This is a genomic window from Shewanella psychrophila, from assembly GCF_002005305.1.
Lineage (GTDB): Bacteria > Pseudomonadota > Gammaproteobacteria > Enterobacterales > Shewanellaceae > Shewanella > Shewanella psychrophila.
On the sequence record NZ_CP014782.1, the window covers coordinates 5929856 to 5949139 of the forward strand.

The 19284-nt window shown below is 46.5% G+C and carries 12 protein-coding genes and 1 pseudogene; 5 read left to right on the top strand and 8 right to left on the bottom strand.

Going from position 1 to position 19284, the window contains the following annotated elements; translation table 11 throughout:
• Positions 1-117 precede the first annotated feature (117 nt).
• On the bottom strand, positions 118-3825 hold the full coding sequence (locus sps_RS25990; RefSeq protein WP_077755150.1) for a response regulator: 3708 nt from the start codon (positions 3823-3825) through the stop codon (positions 118-120).
• 279 nt (positions 3826-4104) lie between these two features.
• Complete coding sequence (locus tag sps_RS25995; protein ID WP_077755151.1) at positions 4105-5499, bottom strand: PhoH family protein; 1395 nt, start codon at positions 5497-5499, stop codon at positions 4105-4107.
• A gap of 406 nt (positions 5500-5905) precedes the next feature.
• On the opposite strand from sps_RS25995, the gene rapA reads away from it, so the two are divergent.
• Entirely contained in the window at positions 5906-8812 is a 2907-nt protein-coding gene (gene rapA, locus sps_RS26000) for an RNA polymerase-associated protein RapA (protein ID WP_077755152.1), read from the top strand.
• Positions 8813-8976: 164 nt separating this feature from the next.
• Positions 8977-9915 (top strand): DUF3530 family protein, encoded by a 939-nt coding sequence (locus tag sps_RS26005; protein ID WP_077755153.1) that lies wholly within the window; start codon positions 8977-8979, stop codon positions 9913-9915.
• Positions 9916-9929: 14 nt separating this feature from the next.
• Here sps_RS26005 and sps_RS26010 read toward each other — a convergent pair whose 3' ends face one another.
• Entirely contained in the window at positions 9930-10736 is an 807-nt protein-coding gene (locus sps_RS26010; protein WP_077755873.1) for a crotonase/enoyl-CoA hydratase family protein, read from the bottom strand.
• A 399-nt stretch (positions 10737-11135) separates the two neighbouring features.
• Between sps_RS26010 and sps_RS26015 the strand changes: the two genes are divergently transcribed.
• The 3 genes and pseudogenes from sps_RS26015 to sps_RS26025 all read left to right on the top strand — a co-directional run bounded on the left by sps_RS26015 (position 11136) and on the right by sps_RS26025 (position 14660).
• Positions 11136-12131, top strand: a complete 996-nt coding sequence (locus sps_RS26015) for a response regulator (RefSeq protein WP_077755154.1) — start codon at positions 11136-11138, stop codon at positions 12129-12131.
• Between the two features lie 13 nt (positions 12132-12144).
• Positions 12145-13107 carry a GGDEF domain-containing protein gene (locus sps_RS26020; RefSeq protein WP_077755155.1) on the top strand — a complete coding sequence of 321 codons (963 nt, stop codon included), beginning with the start codon at positions 12145-12147 and terminating at the stop codon, positions 13105-13107.
• A 179-nt stretch (positions 13108-13286) separates the two neighbouring features.
• Positions 13287-14660, top strand: a pseudogene (locus tag sps_RS26025) (IS4 family transposase).
• A 47-nt stretch (positions 14661-14707) separates the two neighbouring features.
• Here the strand turns inward: sps_RS26025 and rraB are convergent.
• The 5 genes from rraB to sps_RS26050 form a co-directional block, all read right to left on the bottom strand.
• Positions 14708-15127 carry a ribonuclease E inhibitor RraB gene (gene rraB, locus sps_RS26030; protein WP_077755156.1) on the bottom strand — a complete coding sequence of 140 codons (420 nt, stop codon included), beginning with the start codon at positions 15125-15127 and terminating at the stop codon, positions 14708-14710.
• A gap of 137 nt (positions 15128-15264) precedes the next feature.
• Complete coding sequence (locus sps_RS26035) at positions 15265-15990, bottom strand: 1-acylglycerol-3-phosphate O-acyltransferase (protein ID WP_077755157.1); 726 nt, start codon at positions 15988-15990, stop codon at positions 15265-15267.
• Positions 15991-16158: 168 nt separating this feature from the next.
• Positions 16159-16956: a metal ABC transporter permease gene (locus sps_RS26040; protein ID WP_077755158.1), complete on the bottom strand. Its 798-nt coding sequence runs from the start codon at positions 16954-16956 to the stop codon at positions 16159-16161.
• 67 nt (positions 16957-17023) lie between these two features.
• Positions 17024-17938, bottom strand: coding sequence for a metal ABC transporter solute-binding protein, Zn/Mn family (locus sps_RS26045; RefSeq protein WP_077755159.1), 915 nt, complete (start codon positions 17936-17938; stop codon positions 17024-17026).
• Positions 17922-19139, bottom strand: a complete 1218-nt coding sequence (locus sps_RS26050; RefSeq protein WP_077755160.1) for a hypothetical protein — start codon at positions 19137-19139, stop codon at positions 17922-17924. The genes sps_RS26045 and sps_RS26050 overlap by 17 nt, the downstream gene beginning before the upstream one ends.
• Positions 19140-19284: the final 145 nt, after the last annotated feature.

The window sequence follows — 19284 nt, forward strand, 5'->3', positions numbered from 1 at the left end:
AGGGATAGCTTAACAGCTATCCCTTTAGTCTCAAGTGTAAATCATTCATTTAGTCCACTCTATATGGAAATAGCTTAATTCTTCATATCTAGAGTGTGCAACAAGAAAATTAACCCCTTAATCCACTTCTTCTTTCAGTTTGATCCAATAACTTAGGGTATCGAACAATTCATTGAGAACAATCGGCTTAGTGATATGAGCATTCATCCCCGCCGACAGACTCTTCTCTCTATCCCCGGACATGGCGTGAGCCGTCATGGCTATGATAGGCAGTTCCTGCAGACTAAAGTGCTTCCTGAGCTCTATCGTTGCTGTTAACCCGTCCATCACAGGCATCTGAATATCCATGAGTACCGCATCAAAATTTTTCTCGGCGATCATGTCTATGGCGATTTGACCGTTATCGGCAACATCAACCTCGTAACCAGCGCTCTTAAGGAGTTCAGTCGCCACCTGCTGATTGATAAAGTTATCCTCTACTAACAAGACCACGCCCGCATGTTCATCCACAACCTCTTCTGCTTCTACTTCTACCACAGAAGTTACCTTAGGCTCTTCAGCAAAGGCACCGATGATTTCATCGAACAAAGCCGATGCTTTAAACGGCTTCTGCAACATGGCGTAGATGTTTGAGCGCTCCGCATCTTCCTTGAGAGGCTCCGCGGCGTAGGCTGTCATCATGATGACGACGGGACGCTTTTCTAATCGACCATCGGCCACCATACGGTCCAGCTCTTCAATCACCTGAATGCCATCCATCTCTGGCATCATCCAGTCGAGCAGAAGAAGATCGACTGATGATTTTTCTAGCTTATATAGCGCCTCCGAACCATTGGCCGCGGTATCCACTTCGAAATGGAAGTCACGCATCACGGCGGAATAGATCTGCAATGCCGTCGGGTTATCATCCACCACTAAGGTCTTAAGATTACCTAAGCGTTCAGGCACTATCATAGGCTTAACTTCCGCCTCTTCGGCGATCTCGAAGCTGATGGTGAAGCTGAAAGTACTGCCGATCCCCATCTCACTCTGTACCTGCATCTGACCGCCCATCATGGACACCAGATGCTTACTAATCGAAAGACCCAGACCGGTACCACCATACTTACGTGTAGTAGAGCCATCGGCTTGGGCGAAGGCATCGAACAAGCTTGCCTGCTGTTCCTTACTGATCCCTATGCCTGTATCGCGGACCCAGAACTTGAGGGTGATGCGATGATCGCGCTCACCCACATCTTCACAGCCTAACTCGATCTCACCAGTTTGAGTAAACTTAACCGCATTAGAGAGCATGTTGATCAGTACCTGACCTAATCGCAGGGGATCCCCCTCGAGAATTAACCCGGCAGTGACCGGTGCGTAAAGTAACAGCTCGACTCCCTTCTGCTGGGACTTAAGTGCATTGAGATCTAGGGCATGATCCAACACTTTATCCAGCGGGAACGCCACCTTTTCAAGCTCTAGTTTACCCGCCTCGATCTTAGATAAATCGAGAATATCGTTGATGATCCTGAGCAGAGACTGAGCCGAGAAGCCGGCCTTCTCCAGATAATCTTCCTGTTTGGGCGTAAGCTCTGTGCGCTGAGCCAGCTGTAACATGCCGATAATGGCATTCATGGGTGTGCGGATTTCATGGCTCATATTGGCCAGGAATTCACTCTTATACAGGTTGGCAGATTCTGCATCTTGCTTAGCCTCAAGCAGTGCGACCTCGTTACTTTTATGGCGGGTAATATCTTTATGAGTTCCTACCATACGTTTAGGCTGATTATTGGGTGTAAACTCCACCACACGGCCACGAGAGAGTAACCAGTGATACTGACCACTCTTGCCACGCATCCTGAATTCGATATCGAAAGCACCGATGGGATCCCCAAGATACTGTTCGCGATACTCCTCCACCCGGATCCTGTCGTCGGGATGAATAAGATCGTCTAAGGTTGAGACTAAAGCCGGAAACTCATTGGTCTTGTAGCCAAGCATGGAGTAGTAAGCGGGATTACAGATAATCTGTTTCGAATCCAGATACCAATCCCATAAGCCATCTTCTACCGCATCCATGGCTAAGTGATAACGCTCTTCCGACAATCTTAACTGCTCGGCTGACTCATACTCGCGAGTCACATCTCGCCACACGGCAATCAGGCCTAACAGCTCACCGCGTCTATTGTAAAAAGGCAGCTTAAGGGTATCGAGTAGCACAGGCTTGCCAGCGAGTTCCACCTTCTCCTGATATCTAAGGGGAGTACGTTCCAATAGCACACGCTCATCTTCCGCCTTAATCCGCACCGACTGTTCTTTGGAGGTTAGTTTTATCGACTCCTGGCCAATGAGTTCACTCTCGGTATAGCCCAACATGCGTTCGGCAGACTTATTACAGCCTAAATATTTACCCTCTTTATCCTTGAAGACAATCGCCTCGGGAATGGAGTCGAGTAAAGATCTCAGTAAGGCATATTCCCGCTCTCGCCGCTCAGTGGTCTCTTTGAGTCGTTCGGTACGGCGCGCCACCAGCTTATCCAATCGGCGATTTTGCTCTGCTAAGTGCCTGGTATATTGTTGGTTCTCTTCAAAAATTCGACTCACTAATTGGAACCAAGGCTCCCAGCCCTGGGAGATCTGCTCTGGCGGTTTGCGAGGCTCCTGGGAACATCCCTCTAAGTGGGTTAAAAGTCGTGAGGCCGGGTTCACAAATGAGCGTCGGGTCTGCCAATGTACTATGGTCACCAATATCGATAAGGCCAATACTACTAAGATGAAGGTCAGCTCCAGTTTTTCCCAAGAGTCCTTAAACAGATCATCTCTATCTTGCAGATAGAGTAGGCGCCAGGGGGTATTCTGCAACGCTACCGAGTGGATGTAGTATCCATTCCTGATGATCCCTTCATGGGCATCAAACAGCTCAGACTCAGGAATAGAATGTAATTCAGAAGGGATCTTCTGACTGATATGAAAGACACGACTGATCTCAGAGTTATCTGAATCACTATGGGAAAGAATATTGTTTTTTTGATCTAACAGGATCACCGTACCCGGCATCTTGAAGTAGAGACGTATCTGCCTCGCAAGCGAGGCCAAGGTCATGTCCAGGTTGATCGAACCAATAAATTCATCTTCCAGATAGATGGGCACACCTAAGGTGGTCAGCAAGCCTTTATCTGTTGGATCAACGTAAGCCGGGCTCCAGAACACGCTTCGCTGGGGGTTCATGGCTGGCGTAGCTAGCTGAAACTGGTTCTTATTAAGCAGTTCCTCTCTGAACCTTTGATCGTCCGATGGCCAAGGGTAATAGGACATGATCCTACGTTTAGAGATGTAATAGATAGATGAAGCTTTGGGGGCCGCTTCGGTTGCCACCGGAAAGGAGAGCGAAAGCTCGAACAACATCTCCAATTCCTGATAAAACTTCTCGCTGCGACCATTGAGAGAACCAGCACCTGTAATGCGCCCCATGTTGGTGAAAGGTTCACCACTCTGTGCGTAACTTGGCTCTAAGGTAAAATACTGACCACTCTCGTTGAATTTTTCATATTGAGGTAAACGGTCTTTACGCACCAGTTCACCAAGCCTCAGATGATCGACTGCAACATTTCTCAGACTCTTTACCGCTCGGATACTCGACTCCAGCAAGAGATCGATCTGCAGAACATGTCGCTCTACCTGCTCTTCTCTTTGCTCCATAAGCTGAGTTTTCTGGCGTTCGAAGAAGAACCAAGCAGTGATCAGCGCCATGATGATCACGCCAATATAAGTATAAAAAACAGCACGATTATAGTTTTTCTGTATCGGCGACTTCAGTTGAAGATCTGGCTCAGTCGGTTTCATTCATGACCCTTGAATAAGCCTGCAATTCCCTGCACAGACTCTAAATTTCATTAACAGTATAGTATCAGGAAGATAGATGAATTGAATACACTATATTAGTCTAATAAGTTAACTAAGGTGAGATAACGAGCACAGATAAACACCTAGCTTACAGATAGATACAGAGATGATTAAAATTTTACCCTAGTGCTACATTTCTCTCTCTACACAAAATAATAAGACCCCCATAGAGATGGAGGCCTTATTTTGAGGGCTAAAAAGGCGAACGGCTCGAATAACTTAGAGGTTTTCCTCGGCAAATTCGGCCAGACGTGAGCGTACAACACCATTGAGATAGATGTTGGCACTGCCTTCGAAGTCTTTGAAACGTTCAACGATATAAGTCAATCCCGATGTCACTGCAGTGAGATAGTTAGAATCGATCTGCGACAGGTTACCGCTACAGATAAGCTTAGTTCCCTCGCCCATACGGGTGATCATGGTTTTTATCTGGGAAGCCGTCAGGTTCTGACACTCATCGAGGATCACCACTGAGTTCTGTATCGAGCGGCCACGCATAAAGTTGATGGATTTGAACTGAACATTGGCTTTATCCATGATGTAATTCATGCTGCCACTGGGGTTCACATCATTCTTATGCAGTACTTCTAAGGTATCGGTTATCGCCGCAAGCCAAGGCGTCATCTTCTCCTCTTCGGTGCCAGGAAGAAAGCCTATAGACTCGGCGATCTCCGGCGTATTACGGGTCACGATAACTTTATCGTAAAGCCCTCTCTCCACCACCATCTCCAGAGCAGCAGCCATGGCTAATAGCGTCTTACCACAACCTGCAGGTCCCGTGAGGATCACCAGGTCAATGTCCGGATCCAGCAGAGCCTGCATCGCCATGCCCTGATAAATATTCTTCGGACGTATGCCCCATGCATCTATGTTGAGTAATCTATCTTTACCTAGATCCAAGAGTTTAAGGTCACCATTGGTCTTCTCCAGCACCCGGGCGCAGAAGTTGGAGTCTTCGTCTAGCAAGTATTGATTGATATAGAAATTCTCATCTCCGACCTCAAGGGTTGGTACCGTATGTACGGTATGACGTCCATGGGACTCGGTAGAAACATGCTCCTTACGTTCCCAAAAATCACCCTTGAATTGATGAAATCCAGTAGTTAGGAAGCGAATATCATCGATGAGCTGATCGGTGCGGTAATCCTCAACCTGTTTGATGCCCGCCCCTTTAGCCTTGAGGCGCATGTTGATGTCTTTAGTGACGAGAACGACATTACGGGGCTGATGGATTTTTTGCAGGTGTAGTGCGGTGTTGATGATGCGGTTATCGTTATTGTCGCCTGGTAAGGAGGCATGGGTCATTTCGAGTTGGTGATCGGGAAAGATGGACAAGGTGCCACAGGCATCACCGTGATCTTCTCGCCGTGGCAGTTTGACCCCTTGGAGTATCTGCTCTGGGGTGGTTTTACCGCCGAGTATGTCTTCGAGTGCCCTGATGGCAACCCGTGCGTCTCTACTTACGTCTCGCTTTCTATCTTTAATCTGATCCAGTTCTTCCAGAACTGTCATGGGGACAACTACATCGTGTTCCTTAAATGAATAAATGGCTAAAGGTTCGTGTAGTAATACATTGGTATCCAGTACAAACAACTTTCTGTCGTCTTGTTCCATGGCGCCTCCAATTATTTCTCTCTATATAATGTATGTATTCACGGCTCCTAGTCCTTAATAAGTCCTTTAAAAATCATGTCGAGTAAGAAGTTTCAGTGACCACAAACAGTAAAAAACAGCTATCACCTTGATTTCATACTGACACTATTAAAGTGCCGCTTCAATCACTTGCTTAGAACTTTCTATAATTGAGAGTCACTTAGTTAGATTACACTGATATGACAAAATCCGGAGAAACAAACTACTTGTATGATTTGTAATCGACACTTTTACTAATTAAGCTTAGGTTCGACACCAAATTGAGGTCGATTAAGCCCCTCGATAAAAGCTCCTAGCCTTGCACTTTTAGGGAGTTTAGGTAAAATACGCGCCCTTTCGTGGTTCACCCGTAGATGAGAAATAGTTAATGCCCTTTTCCTTAGGTCAACGCTGGATAAGTGATACCGAATCAGAACTTGGTTTAGGTACAGTCGTAGGATTAGAAGGCCGTATGGTCACGCTGATGTTTCCAGCAACCGATGAGAACAGGCTGTTCTCACGCACCGAGGCTCCCCTGACTCGAGTTATTTATAATCCTGGCGATAAAGTTGAAAGCCATGAAGGATGGAGCCTGACCGTCAGTGAGCTTGAAGAGAAGAATGAGCTCATTATCTACCACGGAATTCACACCGAAACTGGTGAGCAAGTCTCGCTCAGAGAGACCCTACTCAACCACAATGTTAGATTCAATAAGCCTCAAGACAGACTATTCGCCGGTCAGATCGATCGCTTAGACAGATTCGGCGTCCGCTACCAGAGCCAATTATTGAGAAATAAACTGGCCACATCGGATCTTCTGGGATTACAGGGACCGAGAGTCGGCCTGATCCCACATCAGCAGTGGATCGCCCATGAAGTGGGTCGCCGTTTTGCTCCTAGAGTATTACTCGCCGATGAAGTAGGCCTAGGTAAGACAATCGAGGCGGGATTGATCATTCATCAGCAGCTGCTTACCGGCCGCGCCGAGCGAATTCTGGTTATCGTTCCCGATACCCTACGTCATCAGTGGCTTGTCGAGATGCTGCGCCGCTTCAACCTGAAATTCTCTGTATTCGATGAAGACAGATGTATCGAAGCTTACGCCGATAACGACAATCCATTTTATACCGAACAACTGGTGATCTGCTCACTGGAGCTATTACGCAAGAAGAAACGCCTAGAACAAGCCATAGATGCCGATTGGGATCTTATGATTGTCGATGAAGCACATCATCTGGAGTGGACCGAAGAAGCACCTAGCCGCGCCTACCGTATCGTTGAAGCCCTGAGTGAAGTCGTACCTGGCGTATTGCTACTTACAGCGACGCCGGATCAACTGGGTCATCAGAGTCACTTTGCCAGATTACGCTTGCTGGATCCCGATCGTTTCTACGATTATGAGGCCTTCCTCGAAGAGGAAAACAGCTACAAAGATGTTGCCAGTGCTGCCGAAGCGCTTGCTAGTGGCGACACACTGAGCAGCGAAGCTGTATCTCAGTTGACGACTCTGCTCAGTGAGAAAGATATCGACGAGACTCTGGAGTTAATTCAGGCAAGCGATGCCGATGTGGACAAGCAACAAGCCGCCCGTGATGAGCTGTTGCAAGATCTACTGGACAGACATGGCACAGGCCGAGTCCTGTACCGTAACAGCCGCGCATCGGTTAAAGGCTTCCCTACGCGTATCTTCCATGCACATCCGCAAGCTATGCCAAGTCAATATGTGACGGCTGCGCGAGTTGGCGCCATGATGAATGGCCACTTAGATACCCCGGCTAAGGTCAAACAGGCCCTTAGCCCTGAAAAAATCTATCAAGATTTTGAGAGCAGCAGTGCCAGTTGGTGGAAATTTGATCCCAGAGTCGATTGGCTCATCGAGTTTTTGAAGACCAACCGTAGCAAGAAGGTGCTGATTATTGCCAGCCAAGCGGAAACCGCACTGAGCCTTGAAGAAGCTCTGCGTACCCGTGAAGGTATTCAAGCGACCGTGTTCCATGAGGGCATGTCGATTATCGAACGAGATAAGGCTGGCGCCTACTTTGCTCAGGAAACTGGTGGTGCTCAGGCGCTCATCTGTAGCGAAATTGGCTCAGAGGGACGAAACTTCCAGTTTGCCAGTCAGTTAATCCTGTTTGATCTGCCCCTGAATCCGGATCTGCTGGAGCAACGCATCGGCCGTTTAGATCGTATCGGTCAAAACAACGATGTCGAGATCCACTTGCCTTATCTAGCAGGAACGGCCCAAGAGTGTCTGATGCAGTGGTATCACACTGGACTCAATGCGTTCGAGCAGACCTGTCCAAGTGGGCACATACTCTTCAACGAGTTCTCTGAGTCTCTGCTTTCTCAGTTGATCACCCAAGACGAATCTGCGCTCCAAGAATTGCTAAGCAATACTCAGACTCGTTATCAAGAGCTAAAGACGGCAATGGAACAAGGCCGAGATAAGCTGCTTGAAATCAACTCCCATGGTGGCGATCGCGCAACTAAGTTGGTGCAGCGTCTGGCTGAACGCGATGAAGACACTCAACTTATCGGCTCAGTTATCCGTTTATGGGACATCATAGGTGTCGAGCAGGAAGACTGCGGTGAAAACACCATAGTGCTCAAGACCAGTGAACATATGATGTTCCCGACTTACCCGGGATTATCCGAAGATGGCATGACTATCACCTTCGACAGAGAAATGGCCCTGTCCCGTGATGATATTGCCCTTATCACTCAGGAGCATCCTCTGGTTCAGACAGGTTTAGACTTGATCACCTCGTCCGAAACGGGTAGCACCAGCGTAGCGGTATTGAAGAATAAGGCACTCCCTGCAGGAACCATCTTCCTCGAGCTGATCTATATGGCCGATGCTTCGGCACCTAAATCGAGCCAACTATATCGATACCTACCGCCAACACCTGTACGTATCTTACTGGACAAGAACGGCAACAACTTGTCTGACAATGTTACTTACGAGAGTTTCAATAAGCAGCTTAGCGCGGTCAATCGACATATTGCCAGTAAGCTGGTCAACGCCTCTCAGTCCGTTTTACACCCCTTATTTGCTAAGGGAGAAGAGTTTGCACAGACCGAGCTTAAACTGCTTGCAGAGAGTGCCAGAGCAAAAATGACCTCTCAGCTCACGGTGGAGCTAGAACGTCTCGAATCACTCAAGGCTGTCAATCCTAACATTCGTGACGAAGAGATCACTCACCTGAAGGATCAGATGACCGAACTCAATGGATACTTAGACGATAGCCTACTGCAACTCGATGCAGTGCGCTTGGTGCTAGTGAGCCACGCTTAATACCTATCGGTATACAATTAGCTACTAGTCCCTAGGCTCGAGAACCTAGGGACTAGGTCTAATCTCACTGACTAGTACCTGCCTGTATAAATTAAGCTTTTCCCTACATCGCCTTGCTATCCTGTTATACTTCATAGACCTCAAACCCAATCAGTTCTACCTCTATGCGCTCTATCCTATCTCTGGTAATTACTCCGCTATTTAGTGCCCTATGTCTATCGGTGAGCTTTACCGTAATTGCTGCCGATCCTCAAGATGCGTCACCTAACCAAGCTATGACCAAAGAGAATATAACTGAGGTTAAAGCCGCTAAGCAGACCAAATATGATTACCTCCCCAAAGATGAGGTCATAGAAATAACCGTGGGTTCGCAGCAGACCGAGGTATTAGTTAGATCTTGGAGTGGCAAGAAAAAACTGGGGACAGCCATCTTACTAGCTAACCCGGGTATGACAGCTGATGGCGCTGGGTTTCAAGCCTATTTACGACGAAAACTCAATCCTGCAGGCTGGGCCACAATCGCGGTAACACCCCCGAGAAAAGTACCGACACCTAACTTCGCCACCGCCGCCGAAGAGGTCGCCAAGGCCGGGGAAATGACAGGAAGTCAAAAAGCCAGTGAAGCAACCGAGCAATATTCTGATAAAGTCTGGCAAGATATTCGTGAGAAACAGAGCCAGTTTGTCAGTCAGACCATGGATCAACTCGACGCAATAGGCGCTCCCTATCCGGGTAAACGTTTACTGATAACCAGCGACCAAGGTGCCGGATTAGCCATAGCCATGATCAGTAAAAACCAGCTGACAAAGCCCGATATACTGGTAATCATCAACCCTTATATGAAAATGAAAGATGAGAACTTGGCACTGCCGAAGCAGTTAGCAGAGTTAGACATACCTGTTCTGGACATCCAATCTGTCGACGGTCATAGGGCGTCTTATAAGACAGCTCATATGAGAGCAGAGTTATCCCCGCAAAATGATCCCTATCGATACAGTCAGCAGACTTTGGCACTTAACCTCAATAGCCCCATGTCTTGGGAGACAGCATTAAAGTTCATCGAGGGCTTTGGACTAAGAATAAGCCAAGGCCCTAGAAATTAGGAAAAGGCTTGATATTACCACCTAGCTTGTCTGTCTTTATAAGCCTTATCTGGCTCGCTTGTTTGACGCTTAGCCGCTATCAGCCTATTTTTACCTACTAATAGCCTGATTTGACTGATGGACTCCCGAGATAACAAGCTGCGTATGCTTGAGCTCCAACTGTTATTTATACTCATCTTGATTGCCGCATTGGCATCGGGTGAAGTCTTAGCTAAGACTGCGGCTAACTCAACCGCTCGTGCCATAGGATCATCGACGACTTCGGTTACTAACCCTTTAGACAAAGCATCTTGTGCGCTTAGTACCCCAGCTGTCATTGTCAGCATTAACGCCTGATCTCTCGATACGACTTCTCTTAAAGACACCAGACCCGCCATATCCGGGACTAATCCCCATTTAGCTTCCATTATCGACAATTCTGCATCCCTAGACGCGATGCGAAAATCGGCGCCTAGAGCGATCTGCATGCCACCACCAAAACACACACCATCAAGCACAGCGATAACTGGTACAGGGAGTCTACGCCAGCCAATTGAGACCCTTTGGGCCAGATTGGCATTGCCCGGAAGCCATTTAAACAACAGCTTCACCGCCTGTATGGGGGAGTTAATCACGCTCTTAACATCTAAACCTGAACTAAAGTTGCCATCACTCCCCGAAAGAATAACCCCATGAATCGAGCAATCGCGCTTTATTTCACGTATCACCTCATCGAGCTCACGGAACATATCGAAATTAAGTGCGTTACATTTTTCCGGCCGATTTAAGATGACATGGGCCACCTGCTTATCAATGATTAGCTGAATAAACTTCCTTGCCATATTACCCTCTGTCATTAAACTGGTCAGTCCAGAGTAAGAGATTAACATATTTGGATTATTTCACTAATAGAGATAACATATAAAGAAAATTTGACTGGCGTCAAAAAAATGGCGTAGTATTTCCGCTTTGGGCTCATGCTGATAAGCAAAAATTGATAGAATAACGAAGTAGATTTAAATAGTTTGATATGAAACTAAAGTTAAAGGCTTGTCTTGGATAGTAAACCTAGACAAAAGCCATGGACTAAAACGGCTTACTCATAAAAAATGATTAATACCAGCTTATCATAACGTGAGCTCAAAATATAAATAATGCCTCTGAATTTATCATTTGAACGACCGAGTTCAATAATAAGTGTTATCTTGAATATATGGGCAGATTAGGATGTTGAAACGATAATGTCGATCCCAGTACTGATATGCGATGATTCCGCGCTCGCCAGAAAACAGATGGCGAGAACACTCCCCAAAGAGTGGGACGTTGACATCACTTTTGCAAACAATGGTGCCGAAGGTATCGAGGCCATTCGAGCAGGCAAAGGTGAAGTTGTTTTTCTCGATCTCAACATGCCTGTAATGGATGGTTATGAAGTACTACAAACCATACAGCAAGAAGACCTTCCCGCTCTAGTCATAGTCGTTTCGGGTGATATTCAGATAAAAGCCCATGAACGGGTCAAGGCATTGGGTGCTCTGGACTTTATCCAGAAACCCGTTAGCGCCGATGCTATCAGTAACATATTACAAGAGTATGGCATTCTCACCATCGCATTAGGCGATGGAGTTGCCGACAGCCCAATGATCGAAGTCGACCTACTTGACGCTTGCCGGGAGGTGGCCAATGTCGCCATGGGACGCGCTGCCGATCTGCTAGCTAAATTACTCGATGTATTCGTACTATTGCCTATCCCGAACGTGAATGTGCTTGAGGTCAGCGAACTGACTATGACCCTCAAAGCTACCGAAGAGCACAGTACGGTTTCCGCACTATGCCAAGGCTTTATCGGTGCAGGAATCGCCGGTGAAGCCCTCCTCCTGTTCCATGATTCATCCTTTAAAGATATGGCGAAATTAATGGGACTCGAGAATCCCGAAGATAAGAATACCGAGATGGAGGTCATGATAGATACGGGGAACGTATTAATTGGCGCGTTTCTCAATGGCATCTCCGAACAATTGCATATGAAATTCAGCCAAGGCCACCCTGTTGTCCTCGGGCGTCACTGCACCGTGAACGACCTTATTCATGATAATTCAGAGAAGTGGTCTCGCACCTTGGCCATGGAGATAAACTATCGAATCGAAGATCACGATATCCAATGTGATCTGCTCTTGCTGTTTACCGAAGACTCATTACCGACGCTCAATTATAAGCTCGGCTATCTGTTAGATTAAGTTGGACCTATCTATGTCATATGACCAAAGCGCAATGAACGAATTACACTGGTTAATCGATATGGTTCAAACCATAGAAGTTGGCTTGGTAGTTTTAGATAAGAACTTTGATATTCAGCTTTGGAATGGCTTTATGGAAAACCATAGTGGAGTCTCTCCTAACTCTATTAAGGGTTCCAATCTGTTTGAGCAGTTTGATTACCTCCCCGCAGATTGGCTGAAACAAAAGATGGAGTCGGTTTTCTTACTCAAGAACCGAGCATTCATCAGCTGGGAACAGAGACCCTATGTGTTTAAATTTAAAAACTATCGCCCCATTACCGGACGAGCAGATTTTATGTACCAAAATGTCACTCTGCTGCCTCTCTCATCGCTCACGGGACAAATCACTCACATCAGCATGATTGTTTACGATGTGACCGATGTTGCCATCAACAAGTTGCAGTTAAAGTCTGTTAATGAACGCTTAGAGCATTTAAGTCAGACCGATGGATTAACTCAACTCCATAACCGCAGATATTGGCAAATATGTATGCAGAAAGAGTTCGATCGCCACGCCCGTTATGGTGATACAACCAGTCTGGTGATGTTCGATATCGATCATTTCAAGAAAGTTAATGATACCTATGGCCATATGGCAGGCGATAAGGTGATACAACATATCTCCCACCTACTTAGACAGTCTCTGCGTGAAACTGATTGTGCGGGGCGATATGGTGGTGAAGAGTTTTCTGTAGTGCTAGCGAAAACCAGTGCAAAAGACGCCCTCAACTTTGCCGATCGCTTACGCCATAAAATTGAAACCACTGAGCTGGTTTATGAAGGCAAGTCTATCAAAGTCACCGTCAGCATGGGGATCAGCGATCTACAAGATCAGGTAGGCAACAGTGGCCAATGGTTATCATTTGCCGATCAAGCCCTTTATGAAGCCAAGAAGGCGGGACGAAACAAGTGTGTGATCTATAAACATAAATAAATGTCACATAGCTACAAACAGAAATAAGTACTCAATAAGTGTCCCATAGATAGAAACAGAAAAGGCGATTTAAGCTGTCTCTTATACACAAATCCCTGTTAAGAAATTAACAGGGATTTTTTTGAACTAATTTTCAATTTCATGATCCGAACTTTTAACCTTATTAAGGAGATAAAGTGATGATTCATGAGCATCTACAGTGGGCACAACAGCAATTTGGGCAATCTGATTTAGGAGAGCCTAGAAGAACTGCTCGTCTGGTAAAGTTAGCTTCTACTCTAGCTAATGAACCAAGGAAACCTATCGTGAATGTGACACTGTCTCCTGCAGATATGGAAGGTGCGTATCGCTTTATCCGCAACGATAACATCAAAGCTAAAGCCATCGCTGAGTCTGGTTTTCAAGCCACAGTAGAGCGAGCGCAACAGCATGATTTATTACTTGCTCTAGAAGATACCCCCACGCTCATATACCAACATCGTTCGATAAAAGGTGACTTAGGCCATGCAGGACGCGGTAAGGCACAAAGAGGCATGTTAGCGCATAGTATTTTACTGTTTTCACCTGAAGAAAAGAACGTAGTTGGTCTTATTGAGCAATTACGCTGGAGTCGTGATATGAGTAAAATCGGCCAACGAGAGCAACACGCCACTCGTCCCGATGAGGAAAAAGAAAGCGTAAAATGGCAAACGGCTTCAGAGTCGATGACTCAGCGTCTACAGTCCAAGATGGCCGATGTTATTTCTGTTTGTGATAGAGAAGCCGATATATACGAGTACCTACTCTATAAGCTTAACGCTCAGCAACGGTTTGTGGTTCGCTCAATGCAGAGCCGATGCATTGAAGAGAGTGAAGATAAGCTTTATCAGTTCGCCAGTGAATGACAAAGCGCGGGGCAAAAACAGCTTAATATTGCTCAAAAGGGGGGGCGTAAAGCCAGAACGGTAACACTTGATATCACTTACGCTCCAATTAGCCTAAAAGTGCCTGCAAATAAAAAAGGACAATCATTGCCAATGTATTATGTAGGGTGTTGTGAACGAAGCAGTCACGACAAACCGTTAAGTTGGCACCTTTTAACCAGCGAGCCTGTTACCAATAAAGAACAGGCCTTAAAAATCATCAGTTACTACGAAAAGCGTTGGTTAGTTGAGGAATATCATAAAGTCTGGAAGAGCGACGGTACAGATATAGAGAGTTTAAGACTGCAAAGCAAAGATAATATGGAACGGCTTGTTACGATTAGCTGTTTTATTGCGACAAGGGTGCTCCAGCTAAAATTTGCGAATATGCAGGCAGGTGACGTGAGTTGCGAGCAGGTTCTGTCGACAAAAGCGTGGAAACTACTTTGGCTAAAGCGAGTGGGTAGCGAGCTACCGAAAGAGGCACCCAATATGGGCTGGGCTTATCAAGAATTAGCGAGGTTAGGTGGCTGGAAAGATACGAAGCGGACAGGAAAAGCTTCAGTGAAAGTAATATGGCAAGGATGGCTTAAGTTGCAAACCACCCTTGAAGGCTACGAGTTAGCAATGTCTCTTGAGTTTTACTTGTGATCAAGAGACAGCATTAATGGGCCTTTTCATGGGATAGTGACTAATATCTAGTGAATGATGTCTTCATCTTCTTCGTCGTCTTCAAACTCGTCGTCACGCACCTCATCACCATTTTCATCGATGAAATACGTACCCCAACCGTCATAGTCTACTTTCTGCTTAGCCGCTAAAGTTAATAGGGCTTCACAAGCCTGATCCAACAGTTCTACTTCAAGCTTATGGCTTGCAATTGCATCGAAACAATAGATAACAGAGCCATCTTCGAGCTCCATCTCTTCGGCATCATTGACTTCAAAACCTGATTTAAACGCATCTACTGCCGCTTTCTCCAGACGATCGAAGTTTGTCGATGAAAAGTGATGCTCAATTGTATAGTCGGCATCCGGATGTGAACCGTCACCAAGAATAGCATCGACTATCTCTTGGTTTTCTTGTTTCTGTGCCTTAAGTAAACGCTCAATTGACATGGATGACTCCCAATAAAAAATCTCGGCAAATTATATACCATAGATAGGCATATCAACACCCGTGAAATGGTATTAATCCAGACATAAAAAAGCCTCCGAAAATGGAGGCTTTTTTATCTAATATTTCCCCATTGGGGCTACTTGGCCATTAACGCCGATGCTTCCCGGTTAAGTTGAGTTAACCTGGCAGACATTAACGCGTGAATCCGTGATGAAAGCTCTTTGACCTGATTCTTAGCCAAACCCTTAGTCTCGATAGGATCCATCATCTCTATGATGACCACGCCATTATTCCAACGATTAAGCTTGATATGCCCCTGACACGAGGCGAGTACAGGCACCATAGAGACACCAGCTTCGATGGCGGTATGGAAGGCACCTGATTTAAAAGGCAGTAACCCCTTACCTTTGGAGCGCGTACCTTCGGGAAAGATCCAGATAGATAGACACTTATCTTTAATTTTTCTGGCTGTTTCCGCCATGGTCTCGAAGGCTTTATTACGATTCTTTCTGTCGATCAGAATGTTACCCGACAACCAGTAAATTTGGCCGAAGAAAGGTACCCAGGCAAGACTCTTCTTGCCAAGACTCACGGTACCCTTAGGGACCGCTGCGGTATGAGTAAACATATCGAAGTTATTTTGATGATTGGCAAGATAGACGCATGGCTCATCTTTCACACCTAAAGTAGGCTTACGAACGATGACCTTGATGCCTAATATCGGCGCAGCATAGGAAAAAATTTTAGCGAACATGTGTACATTGTCTCGGTGACGAGGTCTGAGCAGGCAACAAAGGCCACCAAAAACAAATGCTAGCAATAGCATTACAGCTAATATCAATGATCTGAGGATTAACAGCACAACATACTCCCATGATTCTAATCGCCACATTATAGCCAGCAAGAGGGTACGACTCAATATATTGTTTACGTTTGTAGCCCGAGACTGATATACATCAATTAGAGTAAACAGACTAAAACGCGATTATCTGGTAACAAGCATAACCGCGTCCAGAGCCATGACTGTGTTTTAGTTAACTTTAACCTGCATAGCAACAGCCTGCTTAGATTGACTCGTCACACTCAGCGCTAGCCTAAACAAGATGGCACTCACCGCAAGTGTGGCCACTATAGCGGCGCCACTTGGCAGGTCGAGCGTTGCCGAAAGCAGCAAACCTAGGATGTAACCCGTCAGTCCCACCATATAAGCAGCCCCCAGCCTATATCTAGACCCATACTTGTTAACCGCGAGCGCAGGTAATATCAAGGTACTAAATACCAGATATACCCCGACCAACTCGACCGATAAGGTGATAACTATGGCGAACAGAATATAGAAACCACTGCCTTCGAGCAGCTTAGGCTTGAAGAAAATCACGGCTAACACCAGTGCAGAGACGCAAGCTGGCCAGATAAGTTGTGACCAATTAACCCAAAGTATTTGTCCCGACAGCAGCTGTTTAAGCATCTCAGCCCCATGGGGATCATTAGACAGCAGCAACATGGCAGCTACAGCAGACAGCACATAGAAACAACCAATTATCGCCTCGAGTTCATCGGCCATACGTTTAGATAGCCAAGCAATAAACCCCGCTCCGGCAAGAGCAAACAGAGCAGGCATCCACACATTAGAGAAAGGAAGATGCTCAATATCGTGATTGAGGTGGGCAACAATCGCTCCCAATGCCGCCACTTGCGCAATCGCTAAATCGATGAAAATAATTCCCCGTTTTAGCACCTGCTGACCGAGTAACACATGGGTCGACAACACCAGCACGCCCGCAGCTAATGCCGGCAAAAGAATTGAAATTAAGTTCATATCAAACATAGGCAATACTCGCTAAGAGAATAGAAGATAAGGGCAGCCAAAAACCACCGCCCTTAACCCGGTCACTCTAGCTAGCTTTTACGCTAAGCAAGAGATCTAACACACTGTCATAAAGACTGAAGAGATCTTGGCTCTGCTCGTTGCCGCCAACCGACATCGGCAGCACTTGAACGGGCAAGTTAGCACGCTCTCCCAGCCAATTAGCCCCACGCTCATCCTGATAAGATGCCACGATAATCGCCATCACATCACCCGCCTCGGTACGAGTCAGCAGACTTGCAAGATGACTGCTGCTAGGTGGTAAGCCCGGCTTAGGCTCCAGATCGGCAACTTGCTCTATCCCCACCCAATTGAACAAGTATTTGAAGCTAGAGTGATAGGCGATAACTTTCTTGCCATTTAGAGGTGCTGCTTTCTTCTCCCAAACAGGAATAGCTGCAGTCCACTTTTGGCTAAAGTCAGCCAAAGCCGATTCATATTCCGCTTTACTAGTCGGATCTACGGCTGTGAGCTTAGCAGTAAGAGCCTGGGCCACCTTCAACATCCGCTCAGGCGAGAAGTGAAGGTGAGGATTACCTTGAGCGTGCACATCACCCATGCTTCGATCCACAGATTTAAGCTGATCTATGGTTTCAACCTGCTCGGCGGCAAAGAAGAGACCCTGATCAGTTGAGCGCACCTTAGCGTTAGATGATTTCATCTGCAGCATAGGCAGCCAACCCACTTCAAGATCGGCTCCGGCACAGACAGCGATATCCGCCTGACGCATCTTAGCTATTAGACTCGGTCTGGCTTGAACCTGATGGGGATCCTGCATCGCGGTCGTCGCCGAATAGATTCTGGCATTAGGTGCCAGCTCCTTTGCCAGAGCCGCGTACTCAGGTTCACAGGCAAAGATATTTAACTCGGCAGATGCGATACTCGAATAACTCATTACTACTGCGGCTATCGCCGACTTTACTAACTTAGAATTGATGCGCACCGTGAGCCCCCAGAGTCATAACATATTGAAGAGTTAGAACGTTATCGTCTTCGATACCGAAGTAATTGGTACCTTTTTGATTGGTGTACTGCAGACGAACCGTAGAGAAATGGCTGTGATGCCAAGCCAGGCTCACTTCGGTTTCCTTTAACTTCTGGGCATCAAAATGATTGCCATGGAGCTCCTGAACATCTGTCTCACCATAACGTACACCCGCTGACCAGTTTGGACTAAACTGATACACGCTACTCAAATACCAACCTTGCATATCATCAACACTGTCAGCTGAATGTTCGTCGTTATCATGACCATCTTCGAGGGGAGCAAAGTCTGTCACCCTGAAGTATTCACCACTGACTGTGAGGTGTTGATATTTATAGTTACCATTCGGAGCCCACTTATAGACGAAATCGGCAATATAGGTGTTTTCACCGGTAAAGGTGGCGCTATGGCTGTGATCGTGACCTTCATGCCCAGCGGCCAGGGTGGCATGATCTTCGTGCTCACCTTCAACCATACGCCCATTCTCGTTACGCAGGTAACTTAGGCCAGCCTGCCATGAACCATTACCGATATCACCACCTAGCTTGGTATAGGCGGTGTAGACACCAATATTTTTATACTCACGCTCGGCGTGATCATGACCTTCATGCTCTTCATGTTCACCACCGGCGGCACGCATGCTGTCACCCTTGAAACCTTCCAGACCCATGGTCCAGTAGAGATCCGTTGGTGCCACATAATTTAGACGCACACCGTCATCGAAATAATGACTACCCAGGAAGGCACGATATGCCCCTGGACGGTCCGAGAAGGCATCGGTATGAACATGCTGATTATTCAAGTAACCCACATCCGATAGAAAACGACCCGCACGGATAGAGAATCCCCCTGGCATGGCTAAGGTTTGAATAAAGGCTTCTTCCAGGCCCAACTCTGTTTCACCTTCATGCATCTCAATCACGGCAGTCAATTTACCGTAGAACATATCGTCGATATTGGCACTCATGGCTATCTCAGTGTGCCCTAGACCAAAGCCTTCTCCACGTTCGGCCATGGGACGTTCGGTGTTTTGATAGTAACCATCGAGTACGGCACTGATCGCCGGATTCGTCAGAGTTGGATTTTCAGCGAAGGCTGAAGTCGTAAAAAAGGCACATGCAGCGGCCACGCATGATACGCGGTTATTTAAAACGGTCATTTGTTTCTCCAAAATACAGCATAGGTCCCCTAACATTTTTATAAATATTAAGTAATTAGGTGTTAGGTGGACTAAATCAAAAAAATTCGTATTACGAGTAAGTTAACTAAACAAATCCATGCTCAAGCCAGAGGAATAATGGCCT